At 41.4% G+C, this 24,897-nt stretch carries 28 protein-coding genes; 10 read left to right on the top strand and 18 right to left on the bottom strand.

What is annotated here, in order from left to right; genetic code table 11:
* The first annotated feature begins 13 nt into the window (after positions 1–13).
* Entirely contained in the window at positions 14–1,177 is a 1,164-nt protein-coding gene (locus tag AKG37_RS17675) for an oxalate decarboxylase family bicupin (RefSeq protein WP_060700021.1), read from the top strand.
* A gap of 69 nt (positions 1,178–1,246) precedes the next feature.
* Positions 1,247–1,666 (top strand): regulatory YrvL family protein, encoded by a 420-nt coding sequence (locus AKG37_RS17670; RefSeq protein ID WP_060700020.1) that lies wholly within the window; start codon positions 1,247–1,249, stop codon positions 1,664–1,666.
* Positions 1,667–1,728: 62 nt separating this feature from the next.
* Here AKG37_RS17670 and AKG37_RS17665 read toward each other — a convergent pair whose 3' ends face one another.
* From AKG37_RS17665 to AKG37_RS17655, 3 genes are all read right to left on the bottom strand, one after another.
* Positions 1,729–4,323, bottom strand: a complete 2,595-nt coding sequence (locus AKG37_RS17665; protein ID WP_060700019.1) for a YfhO family protein — start codon at positions 4,321–4,323, stop codon at positions 1,729–1,731.
* An 87-nt stretch (positions 4,324–4,410) separates the two neighbouring features.
* Complete coding sequence (locus tag AKG37_RS17660; RefSeq protein WP_060700018.1) at positions 4,411–5,394, bottom strand: glycosyltransferase family 2 protein; 984 nt, start codon at positions 5,392–5,394, stop codon at positions 4,411–4,413.
* Positions 5,395–5,695: 301 nt separating this feature from the next.
* The gene (locus tag AKG37_RS17655; protein WP_060700048.1) at positions 5,696–5,968 is read right to left on the bottom strand and encodes a YfhJ family protein; all 273 of its coding nucleotides are present in this window, start codon (positions 5,966–5,968) and stop codon (positions 5,696–5,698) included.
* Between the two features lie 116 nt (positions 5,969–6,084).
* Here AKG37_RS17655 and AKG37_RS17650 point away from each other — a divergent pair, with 116 nt between their 5' ends.
* Positions 6,085–6,234 (top strand): small, acid-soluble spore protein K, encoded by a 150-nt coding sequence (locus AKG37_RS17650; protein WP_003217849.1) that lies wholly within the window; start codon positions 6,085–6,087, stop codon positions 6,232–6,234.
* A 25-nt stretch (positions 6,235–6,259) separates the two neighbouring features.
* The gene (locus AKG37_RS18690; protein WP_008360604.1) at positions 6,260–6,433 is read left to right on the top strand and encodes a YpzG family protein; all 174 of its coding nucleotides are present in this window, start codon (positions 6,260–6,262) and stop codon (positions 6,431–6,433) included.
* 105 nt (positions 6,434–6,538) lie between these two features.
* Here the strand turns inward: AKG37_RS18690 and AKG37_RS17645 are convergent, their stop codons facing one another.
* On the bottom strand, positions 6,539–6,853 hold the full coding sequence (locus AKG37_RS17645) for a YfhH family protein (protein WP_060700017.1): 315 nt from the start codon (positions 6,851–6,853) through the stop codon (positions 6,539–6,541).
* A 3-nt stretch (positions 6,854–6,856) separates the two neighbouring features.
* On the bottom strand, positions 6,857–7,648 hold the full coding sequence (gene recX, locus AKG37_RS17640; protein ID WP_060700016.1) for a recombination regulator RecX: 792 nt from the start codon (positions 7,646–7,648) through the stop codon (positions 6,857–6,859).
* A gap of 94 nt (positions 7,649–7,742) precedes the next feature.
* Between recX and AKG37_RS17635 the strand changes: the two genes are divergently transcribed.
* The 3 genes from AKG37_RS17635 (at position 7,743) to AKG37_RS17630 (ending at position 9,019) form a co-directional block, all read left to right on the top strand.
* Positions 7,743–8,639 (top strand): TIGR01777 family oxidoreductase, encoded by an 897-nt coding sequence (locus tag AKG37_RS17635; protein WP_060700015.1) that lies wholly within the window; start codon positions 7,743–7,745, stop codon positions 8,637–8,639.
* Positions 8,640–8,691: 52 nt separating this feature from the next.
* Positions 8,692–8,802 carry a YfhE family protein gene (locus AKG37_RS18685; protein WP_017358836.1) on the top strand — a complete coding sequence of 37 codons (111 nt, stop codon included), beginning with the start codon at positions 8,692–8,694 and terminating at the stop codon, positions 8,800–8,802.
* Between the two features lie 61 nt (positions 8,803–8,863).
* The gene (locus AKG37_RS17630) at positions 8,864–9,019 is read left to right on the top strand and encodes a YfhD family protein (protein ID WP_060700014.1); all 156 of its coding nucleotides are present in this window, start codon (positions 8,864–8,866) and stop codon (positions 9,017–9,019) included.
* A 38-nt stretch (positions 9,020–9,057) separates the two neighbouring features.
* On the opposite strand, the gene AKG37_RS17625 is transcribed toward AKG37_RS17630, so the two are convergent.
* Entirely contained in the window at positions 9,058–9,645 is a 588-nt protein-coding gene (locus AKG37_RS17625; protein WP_060700013.1) for a nitroreductase family protein, read from the bottom strand.
* A gap of 272 nt (positions 9,646–9,917) precedes the next feature.
* On the opposite strand from AKG37_RS17625, the gene AKG37_RS17620 reads away from it, so the two are divergent.
* Positions 9,918–11,174, top strand: coding sequence for a helix-turn-helix domain-containing protein (locus tag AKG37_RS17620; protein ID WP_060700012.1), 1,257 nt, complete (start codon positions 9,918–9,920; stop codon positions 11,172–11,174).
* Positions 11,175–11,210: 36 nt separating this feature from the next.
* Here AKG37_RS17620 and AKG37_RS17615 read toward each other — a convergent pair whose 3' ends face one another.
* The 3 genes from AKG37_RS17615 to mprF all read right to left on the bottom strand — a co-directional run bounded on the left by AKG37_RS17615 (position 11,211) and on the right by mprF (position 15,226).
* Positions 11,211–11,678, bottom strand: a complete 468-nt coding sequence (locus tag AKG37_RS17615) for a thiol-disulfide oxidoreductase DCC family protein (RefSeq protein ID WP_060700011.1) — start codon at positions 11,676–11,678, stop codon at positions 11,211–11,213.
* Positions 11,679–12,015: 337 nt separating this feature from the next.
* Positions 12,016–12,564, bottom strand: a complete 549-nt coding sequence (locus tag AKG37_RS17610) for a thioredoxin family protein (RefSeq protein ID WP_060700010.1) — start codon at positions 12,562–12,564, stop codon at positions 12,016–12,018.
* A gap of 91 nt (positions 12,565–12,655) precedes the next feature.
* A complete protein-coding gene (gene mprF, locus AKG37_RS17605; protein ID WP_060700009.1) occupies positions 12,656–15,226 on the bottom strand; it encodes a bifunctional lysylphosphatidylglycerol flippase/synthetase MprF in 2,571 nt (856 codons plus the stop codon).
* A gap of 168 nt (positions 15,227–15,394) precedes the next feature.
* On the opposite strand from mprF, the gene AKG37_RS17600 reads away from it, so the two are divergent.
* Positions 15,395–15,874, top strand: a complete 480-nt coding sequence (locus tag AKG37_RS17600) for a MarR family transcriptional regulator (RefSeq protein WP_008341672.1) — start codon at positions 15,395–15,397, stop codon at positions 15,872–15,874.
* A gap of 22 nt (positions 15,875–15,896) precedes the next feature.
* Here AKG37_RS17600 and AKG37_RS17595 read toward each other — a convergent pair whose 3' ends face one another.
* The 6 genes from AKG37_RS17595 to AKG37_RS17570 form a co-directional block, all read right to left on the bottom strand.
* The gene (locus AKG37_RS17595) at positions 15,897–16,184 is read right to left on the bottom strand and encodes a hypothetical protein (RefSeq protein WP_060700008.1); all 288 of its coding nucleotides are present in this window, start codon (positions 16,182–16,184) and stop codon (positions 15,897–15,899) included.
* A gap of 12 nt (positions 16,185–16,196) precedes the next feature.
* Positions 16,197–16,724 (bottom strand): YfiT family bacillithiol transferase, encoded by a 528-nt coding sequence (locus AKG37_RS17590; RefSeq protein WP_060700007.1) that lies wholly within the window; start codon positions 16,722–16,724, stop codon positions 16,197–16,199.
* A complete protein-coding gene (locus AKG37_RS17585; protein WP_060700006.1) occupies positions 16,721–17,746 on the bottom strand; it encodes a zinc-binding alcohol dehydrogenase family protein in 1,026 nt (341 codons plus the stop codon). The genes AKG37_RS17590 and AKG37_RS17585 overlap by 4 nt, the downstream gene beginning before the upstream one ends.
* 89 nt (positions 17,747–17,835) lie before the next feature.
* Entirely contained in the window at positions 17,836–18,339 is a 504-nt protein-coding gene (locus AKG37_RS17580; RefSeq protein WP_060700005.1) for a hypothetical protein, read from the bottom strand.
* A 99-nt stretch (positions 18,340–18,438) separates the two neighbouring features.
* On the bottom strand, positions 18,439–19,185 hold the full coding sequence (locus tag AKG37_RS17575; RefSeq protein WP_060700004.1) for an anti-sigma factor: 747 nt from the start codon (positions 19,183–19,185) through the stop codon (positions 18,439–18,441).
* On the bottom strand, positions 19,182–19,748 hold the full coding sequence (locus AKG37_RS17570) for an RNA polymerase sigma factor (RefSeq protein ID WP_060700003.1): 567 nt from the start codon (positions 19,746–19,748) through the stop codon (positions 19,182–19,184). Before AKG37_RS17570 ends, AKG37_RS17575 begins: the two co-directional genes overlap by 4 nt.
* Positions 19,749–20,103: 355 nt before the next feature.
* On the opposite strand from AKG37_RS17570, the gene AKG37_RS17565 reads away from it, so the two are divergent.
* On the top strand, positions 20,104–20,430 hold the full coding sequence (locus tag AKG37_RS17565; RefSeq protein ID WP_060700002.1) for a YnfA family protein: 327 nt from the start codon (positions 20,104–20,106) through the stop codon (positions 20,428–20,430).
* Positions 20,431–20,498: 68 nt separating this feature from the next.
* On the opposite strand, the gene AKG37_RS17560 is transcribed toward AKG37_RS17565, so the two are convergent.
* From AKG37_RS17560 to AKG37_RS17550, 3 genes are all read right to left on the bottom strand, one after another.
* Positions 20,499–22,214 carry an ABC transporter ATP-binding protein gene (locus AKG37_RS17560; RefSeq protein ID WP_060700001.1) on the bottom strand — a complete coding sequence of 572 codons (1,716 nt, stop codon included), beginning with the start codon at positions 22,212–22,214 and terminating at the stop codon, positions 20,499–20,501.
* Positions 22,215–22,226: 12 nt separating this feature from the next.
* Complete coding sequence (locus AKG37_RS17555; protein WP_060700000.1) at positions 22,227–23,153, bottom strand: ABC transporter substrate-binding protein; 927 nt, start codon at positions 23,151–23,153, stop codon at positions 22,227–22,229.
* Positions 23,154–23,263: 110 nt separating this feature from the next.
* Positions 23,264–24,868, bottom strand: coding sequence for a helix-turn-helix domain-containing protein (locus AKG37_RS17550; protein WP_060699999.1), 1,605 nt, complete (start codon positions 24,866–24,868; stop codon positions 23,264–23,266).
* Between the last annotated feature and the right edge of the window lie 29 nt (positions 24,869–24,897).

Genomic DNA, 24,897 nt, shown 5'->3' with positions numbered 1-24,897 from the left:
AGGGGATTTTATCATGAGTGAAAAGCCAAATGGAATACCACAGCCGATTCGAGTAGAAAAAGGAGCAACGGTCAAAATTCCACGTAATCTCGAGCGGGACAGACAAAATCCAGATATGCTCACGCCGCCAGAAACCGATCATGGAACGGTCTCCAACCTGAAATATTCTTTTTCTGATACACACAATCGTTTAGAAAAAGGCGGCTACGCCCGTGAAGTTACGGTCCGTGAACTGCCGATCTCTAAAAGTCTTGCATCTGTTAATATGCGGCTAAAGCCTGGTGCGATTCGTGAGCTGCACTGGCATAAGGAAGCGGAATGGGCGTACATGATTTATGGGGAAGCCCGGATTACATCGGTTGATGCAGAGGGGCGCAATTTTACAGAGGATGTGACTGAGGGTGATTTGTGGTACTTCCCTTCTGGCCTGCCGCACTCTATCCAAGCACTTGAATCGGGAGCTGAATTCTTGCTTGTGTTTGATGATGGGTCATTCTCAGAAAATAGTACGTTCCAAGTAACCGATTGGCTTGCCCATACGCCAGAGGAAGTCGTGCTCAAGAACTTCGGTATGACAAAGGAGCAGTTTGACAAGCTTCCGGAGAAAGAAAAGTATATTTTCCAAAAAGGAATTCCTGGTTCCCTTGAATGTGACAAGGTAAAAACAGAGCAAGGAGAAGTCCCGAATTCCTTTAAATATGAGCTGTTAAAACAGGAGCCGATTACGTCAAGCGGCGGACAAGTGTGGATTGCGGACTCTACCAATTTCAAAGCGTCTAAAACGATTGCATCCGCTCTTGTGAAAGTTGATCCAGGTGCCATTCGCGAGCTGCACTGGCATCCAAATACGGATGAATGGCAATATTTCATTTCTGGAAAGGCACGAATGACCGTGTTTGCTTCTGATGGACATGCAAGAACCTTCAACTATCAGGCGGGAGACGTTGGATATGTCCCATTTGCGATGGGGCATTATGTAGAAAATACAGGCGACGAACCGCTTTATTTCTTAGAAATCTTTAAGAGCGATCATTATGCAGATATCTCACTTAATCAGTGGCTTGCGGTCACACCGAAACAGCTTGTTCTTGATCATTTAGATCAAGGCGAAGATTTCTTAAAACTGCTTGATACTGAAAAACATCCTGTGATCGCTGCACCTAAAAAAGAGGATTAACGTATGACTTCCTGCAAAAAGGCTGTCCTTTTTGCAGGTATCTTCATGTAAGGGAGTGTTTGTTCAACTATGCAGCAATCTGTTCACGCTTTATGGCAAGGGCTGAAATGGTTCATGGCGGCGTCGGCTGTCTGTTACATATTTTTGTTGTTTTGTGTACTGTTCTTTCATTTAACTGGTGCTTTTTATCAATCGATTTTATCGATGCTTTTATTTATGGGCATCTATGTGGTACTTGGGATATCCTTTGAGCATGTGGAGCATGTGCTTATGAGGGTTGTTAGAAAGTGCCGTTCCAAAAAACGCTCCATCGTTTTCTATGCCATTTCAATGCATCTTTTGTTTATTTGGGGTGCTGTCTATTTATCAGATGAATTGGTGGGCGGCATTTTACTGTCTACTTCTGAGGAAATTCTCTTTGCCCTAAGCCTTTGGTTGTTTCATTTTTTGTTTGATTATGCGACGTTTTCGTTTGAGAAAGAAGCTTAATGATTTGCTTCATATGATGGATATCATACTCAATCAGCCCTTGGAAGATAAAAAAACACCACTTATGATGAAAAGTGGTGTTTCTTGTGTTTTCTTCGTGCATATAGAATCGCACCGATCAAACTGACAAGTGAAATCAACGCGAGAATTCTGATATAAGGCGGATAGTAGGTTAGCACAATCTCGTTTTTGCCTTTTTCTATTGGAAAACCAATAAAGGCGTAATTGGCTTGTTCAATATCGGTTTGCTGTCCGTTTACTGTGAGCTCCCAGCCTTTTTCATATGGTACTGGCAGAACCATATAATCATCGCCGCGCTTGTTATCATATGAAATCGTAAAGCGGTTGTTTTCAAGCTTCACTTGCTGACTGCCATCATCCTGTTTTTCTTTTTCATATGCTTTCTCTAGGATGCGGTAAGGCTCTTGATACAGCTTCAATTGATCGAGCTCATACGTCCCTTTTGGTACTCGAATGGAAAGGATTTTTTCCGCAGGGACTCGAATCGTTACTTCATTAACGCCTGTTTTATAGATGGATGTATTGCTTTTTCGTGAGGTGACGTAGTTGTCAACGGATAACTGAAATCCTTCGTTCCGGTCTGTCCGCTTCACATAAAAGCTCACATACACATCCCCAGCACGGGCCATATCATCTGGCAGCGTGATATTCAGGCCGCCCGTTTCTCCATATACATCAAGCACGCCATGTTCGTATAAGGCTTGTTCCGTATGAATATTTGTATTTTTGACCCGATCAGGCGTGCGCTCAATTTCAGCGTTTCCTTTTTTGTTTAAAATCACACCTTGCAGCATTGCATGCTCTCTATCAAGTGCTGAGGCATTTTTTAAGGATTCTTCTGAATAAATCATGCTTGTTGTTCTTGCAAATGGCAGTGGCCGTGTATTTTCATACACTTTATAATGCTCGCTTTCCAATATTGGCTTAAAATAAGCTGGCGGTGAGTAAGGCATCGTATTGTCTCTCATATAATACTTTCCGTAGGTCAGGCTGTATAAATTCGCCCTGTCCCCCATTGTTGCATAACGACTGACACTTTCCCGTCCCATATCGATTTGCAGGTCATTCCAGTAGAAATTGAGCAAATGCTTATTTAATATACTTGAATACACGCTCATGCCTTGGAAGCCTTCAAATAACGGGGTATTGTTGCGCACGCCATTCATCCAATCAATCCGGGCGAGCGGATCTTTTGAGGAGCGGCTTTGAATCTGCTGAATGAGCTTCATTTGCTCATGTCCAGCATATGCCTCACTATTCAGATACGTATCTGATACGCTCTTAATATTGCTTCTTTCAGATAAGTAGCCCTGCTGATACACGCCTGCTGTCAGTAAGCTGACAACGATAAGCACACCTGAAAAGAGACGAAGGTGCTGGCGTTTTTCCGCGTGGATCAAAAGGAAAAACAAGCTGATCACAAGCAGTCCGATGCCTGTAAATACAACAACATCCATATTTCCCTTTGCTCGTTCTGATAAGATGACTGCGAGAAGAAACACGATCCAAGCGCCTAAGACCGCACGTTTTTTCCACTTCCACTCGATTTGTGAGAAATGTTTGATGGTGATGGCTACGACCGCTCCAACTGTAAAGGCAAGGATGTACTCAAATCTGTACTGCGGTGCAGAAAAACCATTAAATACGCTCGCCATCTTTGGGCTGTAGTGAAAAATGATGAGCAAAACGCTGAGCGATGTAAACATGAAAAACCACCTGTTCCGATAAAGCGGAACGAGGAACATACAAATGAGAAAAATCACAGGTAATAAATACACCCTGCTTGTAAACAGCAAATGATCATGCAGATCAAACCATGGTATGGATTGATCATATGGCGGTCTTATATTATTGAGAAAACCATAGACAGACGGGATAAAAAAGGCAGCACTGATCCCAAAGGATAACAGCGTAGAGATCGCAAGCGTCCAAAACACCTTCCACCCGTGCTCCTCACTTCGAAGCTTGATGATATATCTGAAGACAAGATACATTGCTAAAAAGATAAAATGAATATAAGCAAAGTAAAAGTTGTTGATTAGCATCAAGCTGCACGCCACAATAAACCAAGCCGGCTTACCCGTTTTGAAAATTCGTTCAACCCCAAGCACAAGCAGCGGGAGCCACATCATGCTGTCGGTGAAAAACTCCCAAAATGTTTCATGTCGAAAATACACAATAGACAATCCGTAGATTGCGGCTCCTGTCAATGCACTCAGCCTATGCTGAACCATTGAAAGAAGCACACGGTAAGCGATGAACAGAATAAGCGTCAGCTTCATCACACTCAGCCAAATGACAGCATTTGCCCAGAAATGAATGTCCGTTGACTGAATAAGATGAAGCGCATTCATCAACCAGACGACAGCAACTGTGACCATAAAAACAGTCGAGGTTGTAAAATAATACCCTAATTGCGTATATGTACCGCCGCCTAGACCGAATTGATAGGAATAAAAGAAATTCCCTTTAACGTATTCGTCGTAAAGCAGCTTTTTAAACGGTAGCATTTGTGAGATGCCGTCCCCATCTCCTGTCATGTACCGCCCTTGCATATATTCATATAAGAAAAAGGAGTGTCCCAATAAAGCGAGAATGAGGCACATTCCAATGATTATCCATCTACGTTTCATCATCTAAATCCTTTCCACAAAAGATCCACTGTTCTTTGAAACAAAACAACCCAGCAAGCGATTCGTGCTTGCCGGTTATTTGACTCCACGTTATTTAAATAACTGCGTTAACACTCGGTCTTGTTCCTTTGAGCTTGTCTCTTGTTCCATGACATTTGATTCTTGGATTAAATAATGCGGCCTCTTTTTCGTTTCATAATAAATACGGCCAATATATTCTCCAATCACGCCAAGACTAAGCAGCTGGACGCCCCCAAGGAAAAGGACAGCCGATATTAAAGTAAAATAACCCGGTACCATAATGCCCGTTCTGACAATTTGAATAAAGGTGGCTACGATGTAAATCAATGAGAGAAATAAGATCAGTATGCCAGTATAAAAACAAATTCTCAGCGGACGGTTATTAAAAGAAATGACGCCATCTATGCCGTAGTTAAATAATTTCTTCAGTGACCATTTTGTATCACCATGCTGTCTTTCTACATTTTCATAATAAATGACCTTTTCTTCAAACCCAATCCAGCAAAAAAGCCCTTTTGAAAAACGATTTCCCTCTTTCAGCTGAAGCAATGCATCAATTGCTTGGCGTGAAATTAAACGAAAATCCCCAACGCCATCACGCAAGTCCACTTCTACTACCTTGTTCATCACCTTATAATACATGGATGATAAGTAAGAACGAAGCTTGCTGTCCCCTTTACGGTTCCGTTTGGCAATGACTTGATGATAGCCTTCCTCATACCCTCTAACAAAGTCTTGAATTAAATACGTCGGGTGCTGAAGATCGGCGTCCATAATGATCGCAGCTTCCCCCTTCGCATGTTCAAGTCCTGCCAGAATAGCGGCTTCTTTCCCAAAGTTACGCGAAAAGGAAATATATTTGACCTTTGCACTTTTGCGAGAGAGCTCTCTCATGTATTGAAGTGTGTTGTCTTTGCTTCCATCATTCACAAAGATGATTTCAAAGTCATAATGAAAATCGCGAAACTCTTCCTCGAGTGCCTCAAAGATTCGTCTGATGTTTTCACCTTCATTGTAAGAAGGAATTATCACAGAGAGCAATTCCCGTTCCATATCGCACCTTCTCTTCACTTTTTTCACATAGTCTGATATGTTCATTATTCCTTTTTTGTCAGAAAACGAAACCCTTTTTTATTATCCATAAATTACATGTCTCTTTAATCGTTTTATTATATCAGAGTTTTGTTTCCAGTGATTTTCGGTAAGATGAATTTAATGTAATTTTAAGTTTAACCATTGTAAAAAGCCTGTAATTCTTATCACAGACTAGGTCATGTTTCATAAAATTGTTTGTTCATTTATATATTTTCCTATTTCTTGAAAAAGATGAGTGAAAGTGAAAAGGGCACCTTTTTTAGTGAAGTAGCCCTTTGCTCTGCCCTTGCAGATGCTCGTTTGCCTTCGATTGTTTATTTTGAAATAAATGCAGCTGCGCACCATAGCTGTCAATCCACTCTTGGACAATTCGTTCCGTCGTTTCCTGTCCCTTATACTTGTGGCCAGCCTTTGCATAGGTCGTTTCGAAATCACTCCAAAGCAGCTCTACCCATGTACGTGCTTCATCATATGTCAGCATATTGTTTTTTTCCATAAGTTGTTCTGTTAGTCGCTCAAAGTATTGTTCCATGCCTGTTCCTCCTTCATCTAGCAGAAAGTGCCTTTTTAAAAAAACTTCTTTTTTCATATACTACCCTTACGTCTTCAAAAGACGCAAATGATTTGTATTGTTTGGAGGGAATCAATATGCGTAATAAAGCAAAAGGCTTTCCAAATCAGGTAAATCACAAGTTTGAAGGCGAACCAGGCGCTACAGATGCTTATGCGTCTAAACGGCCGAATGGTGAGACGAATACACGTCCACAGGAACGTATGAGGGCATCAGGGAAACGCTAATTTTTCCAAAGGGAGTGCTTGAGATATGAGTTCAAATGGGAAATCGTATATGGCAGACTTTGTTCAATTAAGGACAACCGCTTACCCTCAACCATGGGCGAATGCAAAGCATTCTGCCTCTCAGGTCAACGGAGAAACGCAGCAAACGCAGCACGACATCGTACTTCAGAACAACGTCCGTAAACAGCGTTCGAAGTAAAGAAAAGGACTGATCTCTTAGGATCAGTCCTTTGTCTTCTTTTCAGCTTGATAGAAAACCTTTGCAGTCCTGACACCGAATGCGAGGGTTTGCTTACATGCTGAATCATTCCTTTTGCGTAAGCATTGAAATCGGCAGAGCATCTTCCTTTTTTGGAGCCGATACTCTGTATCCCCAAGCAAAAACGCCATTTAGATATTCCACGTAAAACTCTTCGTCTGTGTCTTTGATTTGATAAGTCGTTTTGGTTTGAATCAGGGCTGGATCTAATAAATAGGCTTTAGCCATATCTATTTTCCGTTCTAAAACGGCATATTCGTTTACAATGCCAAGCTGCTCAGCCTTTCGTGCTTTTTCCGAAAGGGCAGCAATCTCCTGCTTCAATTCGTATTCTGTCATCTCACTATAGCGTTTTTCCATCTGTCATTCCCCTTTGTCTAAAACGTGATCAATTGTATCGAGATCAAAGCCTTTTCTAAATAAAAATTGCTTCACTTTCATCTTCTTTTCAAACGATCCGTCATATCCTACCTTACGTTTTGCCTTCTCCAGCATATAAAGGAGCGCTTCTTCTTCCTTTTCCTCTTCTTGTCCATCATAGGCTTCTTGAAGGGCTTTATCAATGATCTCAAAGGAAAAGCCCTTTCGCTGAAGCTGCAGCTTGATGCGCTGCTCGATCTCTTTTGCAGAACGATTTTTTTCTTTTTTGACAAGCTTGAGAACCTGCTTCACAGCTTCGTCCAGCTGCAAGTCATCAGGGTATTGAGATAGCGCCTGTTCTATGATGTCATCGTCTATCCCTTTGAGCTTCAATTCTTTTTTTAGGACAGACGGCCCTTTGCTGTTCGTTTTTCGATGGGTGCTCACATATGCTTCTGCAAATTCAAGATCATTTACATACCTATAATTCTTTAATTTGTGTATAATTTCACTAATAGCAGGTGCTGGGATTTCTTTTTTCGCCAAATGATCGGTGACTTCTTTCACTGATCTCATTCGGTAGGATAAGTAATCGACGGCCTGTTGGAATCCTTTTTTTACTGAATCACCGAATTGAATCTCGATGATATCTGCTTCGTCCAGCTCTTTTCCTTTTTTCAAATCGTGCTGGACGAGCACATCTAAATCAACGCTAAAGGCGTACTTTTCATCAAGAAAAATGTTCACCCGCTCTGTATTGTTTTTCTGAGCAGAAATTTTTGTAATATAGGGCATCCTGTGATCACTCCTTTTTTCAAACAGTCAGGATGTTTCTTCTGAATCAAAATTGTGAAAGATATAGGTATGTATTTGAGAGGAGAGATGTCAATTGAATATCGCCATCACCGGGGGAACCGGTTTTATCGGCCAGCACATCACAAAAGAGCTCGCTGCTGAAGGACATCATCTATATATTTTAACAAGAAATCCAAAGGAATCCGAACAAAATCATTTACATTACGTGCAGTGGCTGACAGAAGGAGCTGCGCCAGAGGAAGAATTGCCTGCCATCGATGTTTGGATTAACCTTGCCGGAAAATCCATTTTCACACGCTGGACAGATAAGGCAAAAGAAGGCATCCTCTCCAGCCGTCTTCAATCCACACAGGAGGTCAGACGCATTATAGAGACGCAGGAATCAAAACCTTCTGTGCTGATTCAAGCAAGTGCTGTCGGAATTTATGGCACGTCTCCAACAGGAGATTTTACGGAGGAATCACCTCCTGCGGATACTGATTTCTTAAGCTATACATCCAAGCTTTGGGAAGCTGAGGGGCAAAAGATTGAAGCGCTCGGCATTCGTACGGTCTACACCCGATTTGGCGTCGTGTTAGGAGAAAAAGGGACACTGCCACTGATGGCACTGCCATATAAGCTATTTGTCGGCGGGACTATGGGCTCTGGCACACAATGGGTTTCATGGGTTCATGTCGAGGATGTGGCACATCTCATTCATTATGCCATTCAAAACGACGACATTTCAGGACCACTAAATGTCACGTCTCCGAATCCCGTTCAAATGAAGCAGCTTGGACAAACCATTGCCTCTGTCCTTCACCGTCCTCATTGGCTGAAGGTCCCATCTTTTGCGATGAAAACGGTACTTGGCGAAATGTCATTACTTGTTTTAGAAGGCCAGCGTGCTCTTCCTAAAAAGGCACTTCTATCTTCTTATGGCTTTTTGCATCCTGAACTAAAAGAAGCGATTTTGCATTCCAAGGAATAAAATTTGTCAAAAACACCCACCCTATTAGAAATGATATAAAGGGGCGATTTTGATGAAGAAAAAAGAACACCAGCCAACTTCGAAGCTGAAAAAAACCCAGGAAGTCCTGTATCAGCAGGAATTCAAAAAAGCGGAAAGAGCAGCAGAAAAAAGAAACAAATAAAATGGATATTCCACTCCAACAAGCACATAACTAAAATGATCTTGTAAAGGAGGGAAAGGCTTTGAAAAAAGACCAACACCAAAAATCCAACCATGAGCTCGCGGCACAAGAGACGGATGGCGAATATGTTGAATTTTCCAAAGAACTTGCAGATCCGAATGACATAAAAGCAATGGCACGTATGAAAGCAGCCGATCAGCGCGCCAAAAAACAATAAGTAAAAAAGCAGACCTAATTTAGCGGTCTGCTTTTCTTTTATTTGATTTCAGTAAGAAGACTTGATGCTTTCTGACGTGATTTTTCCTCAGGTACCTCTTCTGGATAACCAATATGAAGGATCGCAGCAAAACGCTCGTTTTCCTTTAACCCCATGTCTTGTTGAAAGACTTTATCGTATAAAATCCGGCCGCTCTTCCATACCATACCGATCCCTTGATCCCAAGCAAGCAGCTGCAAATTTTGAATGAGCGCACTCACAGCGGCAAAATCATCATTTCTCACCACAGGGTTTTCGTCTTCTTTTAGTACGACAAGTAAAAGCGCTGGGACTTTTGAAAAATAGTCTCTGTAATAATTGAGCTTATCTTCTTTTACATCTGGATTGTTACGCTGAAAGAAAGCAATGAAGCGCTCTACAAAAGCCGCTTTTGCTTCATCCGTCACCGCATAAAGAAAGCGCCATGGCTCAGTGATTTTGTGATTCGGTGCATAGACCGCATCCTCTAATAGCGGTTGGAGCTGCTCGATGGTCACCGGCGTTTCTTTGAATTTTCGAATCGTTCGTCTATATCTGATAGCGTCTCGAACCGATAACGCTTCTGTTTGTTGTTTGATTTCTGGCATATATGTCATCCTTTCAATCAATCTTAATTGAAATTGATTCTCATTCACATTATAAACATCATTGCGTTCAGTTGCAAATCGAGTATCCCTCCTCCCGTCTGCTAAATAGTTGTTTGACTTTTTGAAGTAATGTTACAATCATATTACGATTTAAACAAATTTTGAGAAAACAACCAAGATGATGAAATGATTTCAAGTATTACCATTTCGTCAAAGTCGGTTATTTTGTCAAAGGCTTTCAACCATGATTGGAAGGGAGGCTTCTGGATGGAATGAAAATCAATATTGGACAAATCATTAAGCTCTATCGTTATAAACAAAATATGACCCAATCTGAATTGGCAGAAGGAATTTGTTCTGTCTCTCATCTAAGTAAAATTGAAAATGGCTCAAAGGAGGCCAATCAAGATACGATCAATCTGCTGCTCGAACGGCTCGGCATCAGTCAAGAAACGCTGTCACAAAAGGCGCGGCACCTGCTGTCACTATTGGATGAATTTCAAATGAATATGTATTTCTATGCGCTTGATATGGCTGAGCAAAATGCGGAAATGATCATTCAGCATGAGGAACAGTTCTTTTCGCTAGACTTAGGCATTCAGTATCATTTGTCCTTATTTCAATTTTATTTATTAACGGACAAGCAGCCGCTTGCCTTAAAAACACACCGCGTGCTCAAAAAATTCGAAAAAACCTTTATTGAAACGGAAAAAGAAATTTTTGAATATCTAGACGGCATTCATCAGATCAAAAATGGTCAGCTTGAAGAAGGGTTAAAAAAGTTTGAAAGCTGCTTTTCCTATGCGTCAGTTGAACAGAGTGACCTGTATTATCACTATGCAAAAGCACTTGGGAACATGGGACATCTAGGTGATGCGCTTGAAGCAACACATCAAGCAATGGACTTATATAGACAAAAGAACAATTTCAAGCGGATTATTCACTGTACACTCATTCATGGCGTGATCTCACTTGAACTAAAAGCCTTTCAAACGGCGAAGAAATATTTAAAGGAAGTCATTTTGCACACGTCTCTTCATCCTGATAATTATATTAAAATGACAGCTTATTTTTATTACGGGGTGCTCTTAAAACGTAAAGGAGATTTCTCTTCAGCTGTGCCTTATTTACTAGATTCACTCAATTACTTTAATCAAGAGCAGATCGAAGACCGTTACTGTGAAACGCTGTATGAAATTGCGACATTATATGCTGAATATGACCGCAAAAAAGCACTCCCCTACATACATGAGCTGTTAAAACAGCCCCGTATTCAGCCTAACTGTTTATATATGATCAAAATCTATAAATTGATGATTGAGGAAAATCCTCTTGATTTGAAAACCTATCTGATTGAAGCAGCCCTTCCCTATTTTCAACACAGTGAGCTGCACAGTGAATATTTGTTTGCTCTTAGAACCTTGCTTGACTATTCGGGTTCTGAGCTTGATGAGCAGGCTTATAAATTCTACACAGAGAAGCTGCTTCATCATTTAGCAGCCTATCTTCCTTATTACAAAAAAGCATGACCTTCTGCCGATCGAAGGTCATGCTTTTTCTATTGTTTAAATGGTCTCTTGCTGATCTGTATCAGGATGATTCACCTGGTCGACAGAATGAATGTACCGTCTTCTTGCAAATAAATCGTACGCATGCTGTCCAAAGCCCAGCCAAATGCTGAGCACGATGAATGGGACCGTTCCCCATAAAGCAGGGATATTGCAAGCAATACGCAGCCAAGTATAGATCCCTGAATTTTTTTGATTTTTGGCTAAGGAAATAGACACGATTCGTTTTTCTGCCTTCTCTTCACTTATTTTATTCAACCTGAGGAGCTGCGAGTGCCTAAACGATTCAAAATGAATACGATTCTTCCAATCAAGTGATTTTAGCAAGTCAATCGCTTTAGCACATGAAGGACTTTGTCCGTCATAAAACACAAGCAGCCTAAGTGATTTGATGGAACGCTGTTCTCTTTTTTTCGACTCAGCAAGCTTCTTTTTTTCTTGATCGAGATAAATGATTTTTTTCATAAATTGATCGCCTGTCCTTTTCCGTCATTTGTTTTTTTAGTTCGTTCAAAGGAGATTACAACTAGATTACTATAGTTGCTGGGCCTCTTGTATTGGGAAAAAGCCAACCATCGTGCGTTATATGAGCCTTTAGATAAGGGCAAAATCAATGATTTCATGGCATATATGAGGTTTTTCAACTAAAAGTGGTTGGGAAAATCGTGGTGCTTTGCGGTTTTCTGCGGTATTTGGTAGAATTCTGCGGTTTTTCTACATCTTTATGCGGTGTTTTGTAGGTAAAACGCAAAAACAAGATAAAAAAAGACTACTTCCCATTGCGGCGAAGTAGTCTTTTGGTTTATATTTTTTCCAAAACTTCTACAATTTCTTTCTCAATATCTTTCCATAAGTATCGGTCTGTCGTATAGTGATGTGCGGCTTCTTTCGCAAATATTTGAAAAGCTTCTTCATAATCAGGTACATCTTTGTCCGGTTTTTTCTCGTCAACAAAGCGCTGAGCTTCTGCTGAGCGGGGTCCCCATTTCCCCACTTCATTCCCGTCCTGATCAATGATGACGATAATCGGAATCGATCTTGCGGTCCCGTTCGTTAAATACTGATCCATCAGGTCTAGATTCTCATCCCGAATGAAATAGCGCACATCAATGAGTGCTTCATTTGCAATACGCATGAAAATTGGTACATTGACCATCGCATCTCCGCACCAATCTGCTGTGATGACAAGCGCTCTGAGCTTTTTCTTTTGCAGCTTTTGAAGCAGCTCTTTTTCTTTTTGATGAATTGAGTATTGGTTGTACACCGTGAGTAGATTTTCTCGGTTTTTCTCCATGTTGTGTACATATGTACGTTCAGCTAATCCCTTTGTAAACCATTCATTTAATGTCATATGAACATCCCCCTTATCCCTCGATTTTACCACCATTGCTATTCCTTTGTCTAAAAAAACCTTCACCTAGTGAAAGGTGAAGGTCTTTGATTTATGGACGACTGTTTCGATTTGGGTCCATCCCGATCAGCTTGGTGACAAGCACCATTGTGACAGGCAGTGACGTATTCTTTTTATACGCTAAGTATTTCCCGCGCCATTCAGGTTTATATTTCTGCTTAAACGACCGTAACCCGCTGAAGCTGTACATATATCGGACATTGTTGAAAATGACACTCGCCAAACGCTCCGTGAGAAAGGACTGATGGAAGGTTCCCACATTCGATAAAGGTGCCATCCCCATGTTAAAGGATTTGTAGCCTTTTTCTTTCGCCCATTGAAACAGGTGGATAAACAGTGCATCCATCATTCCGTTTGGTGCGTCATGCATATGACGCATTAAATCGATGGATATCTCTCCTTCTTGATACATCGGCATCAATGATACAAAGGAAATGATCTGCCCTTGGTCATCCTTTAGAATTGCGATCGGTGCTTTTTGAAGATAGTCTTCTTGAAAGTAACCGAGCGAAAACCCTTTTTCTTTTTTCTTTCCAAGCCAGCTGTTAGAAATCTGTTTTAAGGTTGAGATCAATTCGTCTGAAAAAGGCGGTTCCAGCATGTCAAAGGTGTAGCCTTCTCGCTCAAACTTATTGGCCACAGCTCGTAAATTCGACTTTTTCTTACCGGACAGAGAAAACGTTTCTAAATCGACCATGGCTTCTTCCCCAAGCTTGAAAAAGTGAAAGCCTAAGTCATGATAGAGAGCCATCCCTTCGCGTTCGACTTGATAAAAGGCGACGCGGTAGCCTGCTTTTTCTGTCTGCTGTAAAAACTCCTCGAGTACAAGCGGATAAGACGACTTACGCCCGGATGGATCGCCAAGCACAATGACGCAGCGGCCAATTCGTCCGAACTGAAGCATCGCTTCTCCATCACTGGAGAAAAATAGTTTTTTATCGCCTAAAAAGCCAAGGTGACTGAGGGCATTTCCTCCCTTTTCCTCTAAAAACGATTTTAGTTTTTCCTCATCTGCTTCTTCTCCAATCGGAAATGCTTTTTTATTAAAAATCAATTTGCTAATGAAGAAGAACAGCGGTACACCGATGAGAGCAATTATGCTTGTCATCGTGATATGCCGTTCATTGTGAACGAGATAATCCTTACTCAAGAAATGCCCGATTTTTGTCCAAATATAGTTGCCAATGACATTATAGTTAAAGAGTACGAATAAATATCCAGCGGCAGCCGCCACAAACTGGTTCAAAGAATAAGGTGCCTGCTGCTTCACAAATTGACTTCGAAGAGAGAAAAACACAGCCATGATGACTGGCAGAATAAAGATCAAGCTCAGGTTAAACCCTTTTAACAAAGTAAAGACAAAACCACCTGCTAAAGAGATCATTGTCAGTGCGTATGATCTTTTCGTTCTTTTATACACTTCAATGGACAAGATCATTAGAATGATTCCGAACATTAAAGAAAGACCATTAAATCCTGATAACAGAAAGTGTGGAATGCTGGTAATCACACCTAATCGATCGACTGGAAGCACAACAGACGCCATAATGAGAAGGCCGCTTCCAAAGGTTAAAATCGATAGAGATCCGTACAATAAACGGATTAATAAAGCACGGTGCAAAACAATTAAGACGTTCGTTGTTTCAATGGCAGGTGCCATTCTCGGATTGCCTTCAAGACGTCTGAGCGTGGTCCCCGTTAAATCGTAAGCAGCTATACAAAGCCCTAGGATAAACGGGAAAATCGAGTACACGAAACGGTACAAGACGAGTGCCGTCAGTACCATCTCTTTATCGAACCCGATGTACTGCATGCTGAGTAAAAAGATGAGGTCAAATGAACCAAATCCACCCGGAACCATACTGATTAAACCACCGATTGACGCAATCGCAAACACGCCTAGTACAATCCGGACATCGACGTTCATTCCCATAGAAACGACAGCCATATACATGACAAGACCAGCTGCCAGCCATTCTAAAAATGATGCACCGATATAAGCATAAATCGGATGCTTCAGCCCATTTTCACCGCTCTCGATTGAGCTTTTTCGAATTGATGCCAAGACGATGTATATCGGTACTATACAGGCAAAGATAATGACAAAAGCCCATAGCCACGGCTCCTGGCTGATGATACTTTCAACAGGCAGCACCCTGACCAAGATCAAATCACTGAAAATAGATAAGCCCAAAAGGACAGAGGAAGTCAAAAGGGCAATGCCTTTTAGCAGTTTTTTCGTATCTGTTATGTATTCCTTGTAAAGAAGCGTTCTAAGCCCTGCTCCTGATAAACCGCCGAATCCAAGGACACTGTTAAAGGAATTCGCAATCCAAGAAATGCGAATCGTTTTCCAGCCGCTGATGGGCATATCAAGGCTTCTTCGCAAAATAAAATCATATAAGGACATCGATAAAACCGCGACAAGTCCAAGAAAGACAAGAATAAACAAGTCCATTCGATTCAAGCTGTCAATAATATAAAATGTTTTTTTAATGGAAAGGCCGCTCAGCTCCTGCTTGGCGACAAAAATTAGGACCAGGATAATGACAATCGGAAAAAGCATTTTTAAGATCGTCATACCCGTTTTTTTGTTCCACATGTTTTTCCCAACTTTCTAGGTTGCTTCATTTATTTCAACTGAACATTATTATACAACAAATACCACTTGATTCATGCAGTTTAACTTTCAAAAGCTTGACGAACCTTTCAATTCGAAGTAAAAATCAGTAATATAAAGAAAAGAGCCGCTTAAAGGAAGTGAACAAGCGTGGAATATAATATTCATGACACCACCGTATTAAAAGAAGAGATTCTATCTCCAGAGGAGAAAAAGACTTGGGTTCTTTATATGAAAGTGCTCACAGCTGCAGGCCTTGGAGATGTTTCTGAATGGATGAAGCTTGATATGAGTATGCCTCAAATGAAGGTACTCATGCTACTCAATAACCATGGCTCTCTCAAAGTATCCGAAATTGCTGAAAAAATGGGCGCTTCTTTGTCCAATATGACAGGTCTGCTAGACCGGTTAGAGCAGTCTAACTTTGTTGAACGGAAGCATTCAGAGCGTGACCGGAGAATCATTGTCGTAGAGCTGACAGAGGAAGCCAAAAATATTTTCAGAAGTATTTATCAAAAAGGGCACGAAAAAATCAAAAATTCCCTGCAACGGCTCAATGACGAAGAAAAAGAAAAAGTCAATGAAGGCCTTGCTATCTTAGAAAAAGCACTGCGTCCTGAACGCGGCTAACAAAGAAAAGGAAAAAAGACGGTCACTTGAGATCCGTCTTTTTTGTTTCTTCTACTTGTCGATCTGGGGTAAAAAGATATTTGCGGATGACTTCCCTGTCATCCCATAAAAGATAGGCTAAGCCGATGAGGAGAAAAAAGATGCTGATCCACGTACCGCCAGGAAGCACTTCTTCAAGAAGCTGAAATTTATTTACCTCATCATCAAAGCTCATATTAAAATAATGAATCTCAAAAAGCACGTATTTCGCTAAATAAAACAATGCCGCCAGACAGATAAACATGGCTCCGACAATTCTTCTACCAGTCATGCGTTTACTCCTTTAACTCCACTGATTTCTTTTGATTAATTCTGTGATATGGGCAAGGTGATGCTTTGAATGCCAGACGTACATTCCTGTTGCATCATATAAGGACACCGTTTGTTGATCGGCCGGGTGATAATAAGACGCGTTGAAATCTTCCTCCGACATGCCCCGCAGTAAAGTGACCCATCTGCGATGAAGGCTGCTGATCAAAGGCAGTGATAAACTGATAGATGCCTTGCTGTCAGGAAGTGAAGCAAACCCATCCTGATCATATGGACGTATGTCTGGTGTATCTTCTGTTAGTGCAAGCTTGAATCGTAAGTATGCATTTAGATGACTGTCTGCTACGTGATGAACGAGCTGACGAACGGTCCATCCTCCTTCACGATAGGGTGTATCCAGCTGAGTATCTGTCAACTGCGTAGTCACCGCTTCATACTGTTCGGGTATTGCTGCCAACTCATCCATCCATGCCTCAAGCTGTGCTTTCGTTTTTGTTTCAGCCGGTTCATATAAGCCAATCGGATATTGTAATGATGTCATACGTTCTCTCCTCTCTCAAACCCTTCCAGTACAAATTTCCCAATCATCTTCCCTTGCTCAACCGTTTGGTGTGCCTGCTTTAAATGAGCAGCATTGATCGGGCTGAGAACCTTTGTTAATGTATGCGTGATTTTTCCCTGTTCAAATAACTCGCTCGCCTCTGTCAAAAGCTCATGCTGTTTGATCATGTCTTCTGTTTCGTACATAGGACGTGTAAACATGAATTCCCATACAAACGCAGCACTTTTGTTTTTAAGCAATTGAATGTCTAGGTTGTGCTGGTTTTCGACAATGGTACAGATCGTGCCTTGCGGTTTGATAGCTTCTGCCATGCCTTTGAAATGGCCGTCTGTATCATTTAAACATAAAATGAAATCCACTTCGCCTATTCCTTTTTCCTGGAGCTGCTCAAGAAGCGGCTGATGATGATCAATGATATGATCCGCACCTAATGACTTGCACCACTCTTTTGTCTCAGATCTTGATGCAGTAGCGATCACAGTTGCCTTCGCTAATTTGGCTAGTTGAATAGCGATAGAACCAACTCCGCCTGCACCACCAATGATCAGCAAGGTTGAGCCTTCAGCATTCCGCTTCATATGCATCCGGTCAAATAAAGCCTCATAGGCCGTAATCGTTGTAAGGGGCATCGCGGCTGCTTCTGCAAAGGAGAGATTGGCAGGCTTTTTCGCTACAATACGTTCATCCACAAGCTGGTATTCACTATTTGAGCCTTGACGCGTGATATCTCCCGCATAGTACACGTGATCACCTGGCTCAAATAATGTACACGCTTCGCCCACTTCAACAACTGTACCGCTCGCATCGTAACCAAGGATTTTCAATTCTTCTTCCTTCTGATCCTTAGGTGATCTCACCTTTGTATCAACTGGATTCACTGACACAGCCTCTACCTTCACAAGTACATCCCTGCCAGACGCTTTAGGCTTTGCAACCTCCTGATCAATCAGGCTTTGCTCATGCTCGATCGGCAAATACTCCAATAGTCCAACTGCTTTCACTTGCTCGCACTCCCTTTCTCCAAGTTTCTTTCCACATTTTATCATAATTTTCTGATGTTTATGGCTGGATCAAAAGAGAGATGGCACATTTATGACCTCTTCAGAGCCTTTCGCTCCCTCGCCATGTAAGAAGGACGTGCCTTTTGCAATGAAGGAACATAAGTGAACCAGCTTTTGGATTTAAAAAACAGCTGAACGTAGTAAAACTGAATGTGCTGTAGGAAAAAGATCATCATTAGAAAAATAGCTAGAGAAAGAGTGGAAAGATCATCCCCTCCCTGAACCCATTCATTGACAAAGAAAACAACAAAACCGATCATAACCAGCTGTTCTAACCTTTGCACAATCTGGACAAAGACGTGCCCGCCTTTTGATAGGTCGCCTGACTGGTGCTTCCTCAACTTTCTCGATTTATAGAACCAAATGATACTTTCTGTTAGATAATGAATCATAAAAAGAGTGATAAGAGCGATGAATAAAGGTGATGGGGTATAAAGGACTTGCGCAACGAACGGAAACACTAAAAAATAACAGAAAACCAATCCGTGTCTGACGGATAATAGAAATAGTTCTTTTTCTATAGATGTTTTCATCTGTTTCACCTCCATTTGTACTACGTTTCATTTGCCGAAAAGTTTCCCACATCTATCAAAAAAGGATGCCCCTAAAAAGGCATCCTTCATGAATCAAACTTAAAATGCAGCACTTAAGACAACAGGACCTTGCGGAAGCTTGTTATCCTTTTTTGGTTCGAGGGTAACAGCCACGGTATCCCATGATTCGCTTGCTTCTTTTTCAGATAACGCATAGGTGACGGTTCCTTCCCCGTTGTTATCTGTTTTAAAGGCACCGGCTGGCACCGGCTGATCTCCTTTAATGAGCCACACTTGATAAACAGCAGATGAATCAAGCTGCTCCTTTAAGCCGTCAGCACTCACAACAAGCTCTTTTTTACCGTTATGCTCTATTACTGAAAAAGCACCTGTTGTTTTTGGTGATGCGGCTGATGCCAGTGATTTTGTGGCAACAACTCTGACAGGTTCTTCCGCCTGCTGTTTTCCATTCGTTAAGAAATACACATTTCCAGCTGCTGAAATGAGAAGCAGTGCAGCAACGAGCGGCAAGAGCCACTGGTTTCGTTTCTTTTGCAGCGGTTTGATTTCGTTTGGCTCAGGTGTAGCCTTAAGCTCTTTTCTATGACTATTCTTTTCTTCGACTGTCTCTTCTTCAAACACCTGAGATAAAATACGATCTTTCATCCCTGCCGGAGGTGTTTGGTCATCGGCTAGAAACGGAATGTCAGACATGAGCGATGTCAATTCTTCAAGCTCTTCTTTGCAAGCTGAGCATTGCTTAATATGCTCTTCAAATTGTGCTTTTTCTTCTCCTTGTATATGCCCGTTGAAATAATCAATTACTTGATGTTTACACTGAGTCATGCCTCTTCCTCCTTTCCTTCGCGAGACAGTTTCGATCGCAAATGCTTCAATGACAATCGAACCCTTCCCTTCACCGTTCCAATGGGGATGCCTAGCTTTTCTGCAATGCTCTTTTGTGTCATTCCTTTAAAATAGACATCTTCTATGATGGTTTGCTGTTCTTTTGACAATGTAGATACTGCTTCACGTATGTTTTGTTTTTCCTCGTTCCATTCCACTTCTTTTGATACATCTTCTTGATGATCAGCTAAATATTCAATATGCTCATCTTCCAGTGCCGTCTCGTTCCGATGCTTTCTTAGGAGATCAATGGCCGTGTTTCGTGACATCATGAATAACCATGAGGAGAATTTCCCTTTATCCGTATGGTATTCTCCTATGCCGCGCCAGAGTTTGATAAAGACTTCTTGAAGCACTTCCTCCGCAAGCTCACGGTTTCCAGTCATTTTATAAATAAACGAATATAACACACGTTCATAGCGATCATACAGCACTTCAAGCGAGGGCTTGTGACGATCATGTTTGATCTTGTGATACAGCTCAAAATCTTTCAGTGTGTCCATAGTCATCTCCTTCCTTTTTCATGAGAAAGAGCATGCGCATTCATCATGAAATCCTTCACGTATTGCTTATCACACGACTTGCTGAAATAAGCCTACCTTGTACTTTACTCTTTTTTTAAAGAGAAAAAAAGAGCAGTGAAAAAGGAAGTGTGCTCCTCATGAGAATGTACTTACTTTACGACATAAAAGACCATTTGGATCACTCATGTCACAAAAGTCAAGATTCCATGTGTGACCACTCTCTGTTCAATTGATTTTAGCAAAACCTCTTCCCTCTCTCCATTCAATTGAGGTAGAACGTATCCTTTCATCATGTCATAATAGGGTGTAAATTGGAGAACTGGAGTGTCCGTAGATGGTTGTGACGATTGTTCTTTTTTTATTAGCAGGATTGGCGGAAATTGGCGGAGGCTATCTCGTGTGGCTTTGGCTGCGTGAAACAAAGCCTGTCAGCTTCGGAATCGCTGGAAGCCTCATCTTGGTTGCATATGGCGTGATCCCTACCTTCCAGCAGTTCCCGACTTTCGGACGGGTTTATGCTGCCTATGGCGGTGTTTTTGTCATTCTTGCTGTGTTTTGGGGCTGGTGGGTCGATCGAAAAACACCTGATCTCTATGACTGGATGGGTGCTTTAATCTGTTTGGCTGGGGTCAGTGTGATGTTATTTGCACCCCGTAGTTAATTTCCTTATTTTCTACACATTAAAAAGGGCTAAAATGATTTTTAGCCCTTTGTCTTCTTTTTGAACCTTTACATTCTAAATTGTGTTTCGTATAAACGGCGGTACAGACCATCCATTTTGAGTAATTCTTCATGTTTTCCTTGCTCTTTTACGCCTTCTTTTGTAAGAACGATAATGCGGTCTGCATGCTGTATTGTCGCTAGACGATGCGCAATGATGAAGGTCGTTCGTCCTTCAGCCAACTCTTCTAGCGAGGCTTGGATATAGGACTCTGTCTCGGTATCAAGTGAAGATGTCGCTTCATCTAAAATGAATATTGGCGGATTTTTCAGGAAAAGACGTGCTATAGAGATACGCTGTTTTTGTCCTCCAGATAACATCATCCCGCGTTCACCAATGATCGTATCGAGTCCTTTTGGCAAACTATTGACTAAATCCGTCAGCTGAGCCTTCTCTACTGCCTGCCAAATTTCCTCATCAGACGCATCCAGTTTTCCGTATTGGATGTTTTCGCGTATTGTCCCATGAAATAAATAAATGTCCTGCTGTACGACACCAATTTGTGCGCGCAGTGATGCAAGTGTCATTTTTCGTGTGTCTATGCCATCAATTGTAATGCTCCCCTCCTGCCATTCATAAAAACGAGGCAGCAAATTGCAAAGCGTCGATTTCCCAGCACCAGATGGGCCGACGATGGCAATTTTCTCTCCTTGTTTGACCTCAAAATTGATGTCATGCAGCACAGGGTTGTTTGGTTCATAGTGAAAGGATACGTGATCAAACACGATATCTCCTTTTAACTGCTGGACTTCGATTGCATCCTCTTCATCCTTTTCATCTGGTGTACGGTCGATCAGTGATGCGAATCGTTTAAAGCCTGCTGCACCTTTTGGATACATTTCAATGACTGCATTGATTTGTTGAATGGGCCCTAAGAAAATACCTGTTAATAGGACGAATGAAACAAATTCACCATACGTCATATTTTTTTGCAGTACAAACCATGCACCGCACACAAGTCCAAATACTGTGACGCTCTTAATGAGTAAATGACTCACTGCTGTATGCAGTGCCATCATTTGATACGTTGTCAGTTTTGTTTTTCTAAACTCCTCGTTATGCTCGATAAAACGATCCATTTCATGTGACTCATTCCCAAATGCTTTCACCACACGAATGCCGCTAATATTGTTTTCCACGCGTGAATGGAATTGTCCGATGCTTGAAAACATTTTATCAAAAGCAGCAGACATTTTTTTCGTAAAGTAGACGGATAATCCGATTAGAAATGGAACGACAATAAATGTCAGAACGGCAAGCTGCCAGTTAATTGACAGCATGAGGCCGAACGCGCCCGTTAATGTCATGATGGCGATAAATAAATCCTCTGGGCCGTGATGTGCCATCTCTCCAATATCCATTAAATCATTGGTCATACGGGAAACGAGCTTTCCTGTTTTCTTTTGATCAAAGAAACGGAAGGACATCCTCTGTACATGAGAGAATAGCTGATTTCTCATATCGGTCTCAATATTGATCCCTAACTTATGGCCAAAATAGGTCACAACGTAATGCATGGTGGAGCTGATGACATATAAAATGAGCAGCAAACTGCCCCAGAACCAAATGGCATCCCAATCACCATTTGGCAGTAAATCATCCATCACTTTACTAATGGCTAGCGGAAAGGATAATTCGAGTAAGGCTGCCAGTACTGCACAGGAAAAATCTAATATAAACAGTCCCATATAGGGTTTATAGTATGAAAAAAAGCGTTTGAACAATTGACAGACCTCCTATTTTTTAGATAACTCTGTCAATAAATCAGCAAATTTTTCAGCTTGATTCATTACTGCAATGGGATCATAAGGCCAAAAGAATTCTGCGTCCAATTGCTTGGTGTGCTTTTTTTTGACAGCCTTTAAACTCTTCCAGATGGAATTATTTTTATCAAATGTCCCACCATTGGATTCATCAATAAATATATAATCCCCTGCATATTTCGGAAGGGTTTCATAGGAGAGTACTTCATAGCCTGTCTTACTGTTTAAAATTGTATCTTTGACCTCTTTTGGTGGATTCATTTTCAATTGTTGATATAGCGCCTGTCCGCCTCGGTAAATTCCGTTCCCATACACATACACATCATTTTTAAATGCGCCCATGATGGAGACTGTTTCATTTTCTTTTAATGCAGAATTTACTTTTTTTCGAGCTGTTTCGATTCGTTGATCAAAAGAGGCGAGAAATGCCTTTCCTTCCTCTTCTTTATTTAACACCTTAGCCAAAGTCGTGATTTCTTCATGTGCATCTTTGAATGAATTGTAAGGATATACGAGAGTTGGCGCTATTTTTTTATACACCTCATAGATCTTTTCATCCTGTACTGCTGTGATAATCAGATCTGGCTTTAAGCTAAGTGCTTTTTCAGCCGAACGTTCGTCACTGATGTCCTCAATTCCTTTAATCTTGTCCTTCAAATGTACATTCTTTAAATCTTGAGTCGTTGCACCTACAGGGTGAACATCCAATGCAATTGCACTGCCTAAATATCCATCTATGAGAATACGTTTTGGGTTTGCTGGAATTTCGATTTTTCCTTTTACAGTCTCAATGGTTTTCGTTTGCGGCTTTGTTTCTGCCGTTTTGGCTTCTTCTTTTTTGCCACAGGCTGACAATACCAGCATTAAAATGACAGCACATATCCAATATGTTTTTTTCATATGAGTATTCCTCCTTCATTTCCCTGATACAAATGAGAATAGTTATCAATTACTAGTCTCATGTATTCTATCAACCTCATACGAAGTGGTCTATGGAGGATTCTCGCAACTTACATATGGACAATTGTTGGATAGGCCGTCTTAGTCAATCGGGAGACAAATCGGTCAATCAAATGAAGTGCCCGCTCCCCTTCATCGAATCGTAATTCCTCTAGCTTTAGTGGGTAGAAGGTTCCGTTTTTCACAGCGGACAATTGACGGAGAACATCGCTTTCCTCCAGCCGCTTATCCATTTGTTCATACCACCCATGTTGAACCCCTACAATAAAAAACATGTGATCCGCCTCGTATTCTCTTAACCTCTCTAAAGGAATAACTGTATGTTGATTCGGGAGAAGAACTTCTTCTTGAATCGCCTTTGGGGGCTTTAAGCCAAGCGTTTCATACAGATAGAAAGCACCTCTAGCCTGATAGGACCACATATACACTTTGTCATGCCCTCTCATTTCATAAATCGCCACTGTCTCTTCTTTTTCCCTAAAGGAAGATAGATCATTTCTTGCCTTTTGACTCAGATGTTCGAAGCGTTTCACCCAATCATCAGCCTCTTTCTCTCTTCCTAACAGGCGCCCTGTAGATAAGACCTCTTGAACAGCAGGACCACGGCCATATGGCAGAACAAGTACAGGGGCAATCCGCTCCAGGCGCTTGATCAGCGCAGGCTTTGAATAAAAATAATTTGGAATAATGATTAAATCTAGTTGAAGTGATTTGAATACATCATCAGGCGTGTGTTCATCTATGATCAACGAACCAGCCAGCTGATCTTTGAGTATATCTGAATGGTGAAAGGTTTCTTGGTCGATGCAGACCGGCCGAATGCCTAGCGCAACCAATGATCCGACAAATTGAAATGCAGCAATCCGCTCTGGTCTTCGAACGTTGCGGAACTGACTAGGGGACCTTCCTGTCTTCTGCTTGAATATCCTGCTGAAGTATAAACTGTCGGTATAGCCTACTTGCCGCGCAATCATTTGAATTTGATCATCTGTTTGCAGAAGACGTTTTTTTGCTTCGTCTATTCGAATTTGTGCAAGATAGTCAGTCACACTCAATCCCATACTTTGTTTGAAAAAGGTCGAAAAATAACTCTCATGAAACCCCATTTTATAAGCTAAGTCTCTTCTCGTTAGCTTTTGCTTATAATGCTTCGCCATATACTGCAAAATCATTTCAATAGAATAATGCACCTTTTCGGTGTATGGCTTGGATTGATGGTGAAAAATGTGCATGATGTCCTCCAGCCATTTCACCTGTTCTTGGGCGCTTTGACTCATCTTCATTTCTTTGATGTAAGAAAAAAGCATGACAGAGCCTTTAACCACCTCTCCATTATCTGGGAGATCGTCATGATTCACCTTATAGACCAATTCATTTTGCGCATCATGTGCCAGAGTGTATTGGTCAAATGTGACAGTATGCATAGTCACCTGCTCGTTGGATAAAGAATGGAGCATGACGTTTATATTTGAACGGATCAATATACTGTCATTTTCGTTTAACTGATATTGCAATCCTTCCATTTCTATTCTCACAGGTCCATCGCTTGTCAAGAACATAGGTGAAGATGTCTGCCAAGAGATCGTTTGATTCACAGAAAGAGATCGTTCTCTGCTTTCTTTCATGCGCAAAATGGTATGAGTACGGGTTGTCACTTCCTTCTTCCTCCTTCCATATGAAAAAA

It is taken from the genome of Bacillus australimaris (assembly GCF_001307105.1).
Classification (GTDB): domain Bacteria; phylum Bacillota; class Bacilli; order Bacillales; family Bacillaceae; genus Bacillus; species Bacillus australimaris.
The sequence above is the reverse complement of the archived record's forward strand: the minus strand, read 5'-3'. Positions and strand labels throughout refer to the sequence as shown.

Excerpts from the sequence above, each read along its gene's own strand:
- AKG37_RS17675 (WP_060700021.1), top strand. The coding sequence starts at position 14 with ATGAGTGAAAAGCCAAATGGAATACCACAGCCGATTCGAGTAGAAAAA.
- AKG37_RS17670 (WP_060700020.1), top strand. The coding sequence starts at position 1,247 with ATGCAGCAATCTGTTCACGCTTTATGGCAAGGGCTGAAATGGTTCATG.
- AKG37_RS17665 (WP_060700019.1), bottom strand. The coding sequence starts at position 4,323 with ATGATGAAACGTAGATGGATAATCATTGGAATGTGCCTCATTCTCGCT.
- AKG37_RS17660 (WP_060700018.1), bottom strand. The coding sequence starts at position 5,394 with ATGGAACGGGAATTGCTCTCTGTGATAATTCCTTCTTACAATGAAGGT.
- AKG37_RS17655 (WP_060700048.1), bottom strand. The coding sequence starts at position 5,968 with ATGGAACAATACTTTGAGCGACTAACAGAACAACTTATGGAAAAAAAC.
- AKG37_RS17650 (WP_003217849.1), top strand. The coding sequence starts at position 6,085 with ATGCGTAATAAAGCAAAAGGCTTTCCAAATCAGGTAAATCACAAGTTT.
- AKG37_RS18690 (WP_008360604.1), top strand. The coding sequence starts at position 6,260 with ATGAGTTCAAATGGGAAATCGTATATGGCAGACTTTGTTCAATTAAGG.
- AKG37_RS17645 (WP_060700017.1), bottom strand. The coding sequence starts at position 6,853 with ATGGAAAAACGCTATAGTGAGATGACAGAATACGAATTGAAGCAGGAG.
- recX (WP_060700016.1), bottom strand. The coding sequence starts at position 7,648 with ATGCCCTATATTACAAAAATTTCTGCTCAGAAAAACAATACAGAGCGG.
- AKG37_RS18685 (WP_017358836.1), top strand. The coding sequence starts at position 8,692 with ATGAAGAAAAAAGAACACCAGCCAACTTCGAAGCTGAAAAAAACCCAG.
- AKG37_RS17625 (WP_060700013.1), bottom strand. The coding sequence starts at position 9,645 with ATGCCAGAAATCAAACAACAAACAGAAGCGTTATCGGTTCGAGACGCT.
- AKG37_RS17620 (WP_060700012.1), top strand. The coding sequence starts at position 9,918 with ATGAAAATCAATATTGGACAAATCATTAAGCTCTATCGTTATAAACAA.
- AKG37_RS17615 (WP_060700011.1), bottom strand. The coding sequence starts at position 11,678 with ATGAAAAAAATCATTTATCTCGATCAAGAAAAAAAGAAGCTTGCTGAG.
- AKG37_RS17610 (WP_060700010.1), bottom strand. The coding sequence starts at position 12,564 with ATGACATTAAATGAATGGTTTACAAAGGGATTAGCTGAACGTACATAT.
- mprF (WP_060700009.1), bottom strand. The coding sequence starts at position 15,226 with ATGTGGAACAAAAAAACGGGTATGACGATCTTAAAAATGCTTTTTCCG.
- AKG37_RS17595 (WP_060700008.1), bottom strand. The coding sequence starts at position 16,184 with ATGACTGGTAGAAGAATTGTCGGAGCCATGTTTATCTGTCTGGCGGCA.
- AKG37_RS17590 (WP_060700007.1), bottom strand. The coding sequence starts at position 16,724 with ATGACATCATTACAATATCCGATTGGCTTATATGAACCGGCTGAAACA.
- AKG37_RS17580 (WP_060700005.1), bottom strand. The coding sequence starts at position 18,339 with ATGAAAACATCTATAGAAAAAGAACTATTTCTATTATCCGTCAGACAC.
- AKG37_RS17575 (WP_060700004.1), bottom strand. The coding sequence starts at position 19,185 with ATGACTCAGTGTAAACATCAAGTAATTGATTATTTCAACGGGCATATA.
- AKG37_RS17570 (WP_060700003.1), bottom strand. The coding sequence starts at position 19,748 with ATGGACACACTGAAAGATTTTGAGCTGTATCACAAGATCAAACATGAT.
- AKG37_RS17565 (WP_060700002.1), top strand. The coding sequence starts at position 20,104 with ATGGTTGTGACGATTGTTCTTTTTTTATTAGCAGGATTGGCGGAAATT.
- AKG37_RS17555 (WP_060700000.1), bottom strand. The coding sequence starts at position 23,153 with ATGAAAAAAACATATTGGATATGTGCTGTCATTTTAATGCTGGTATTG.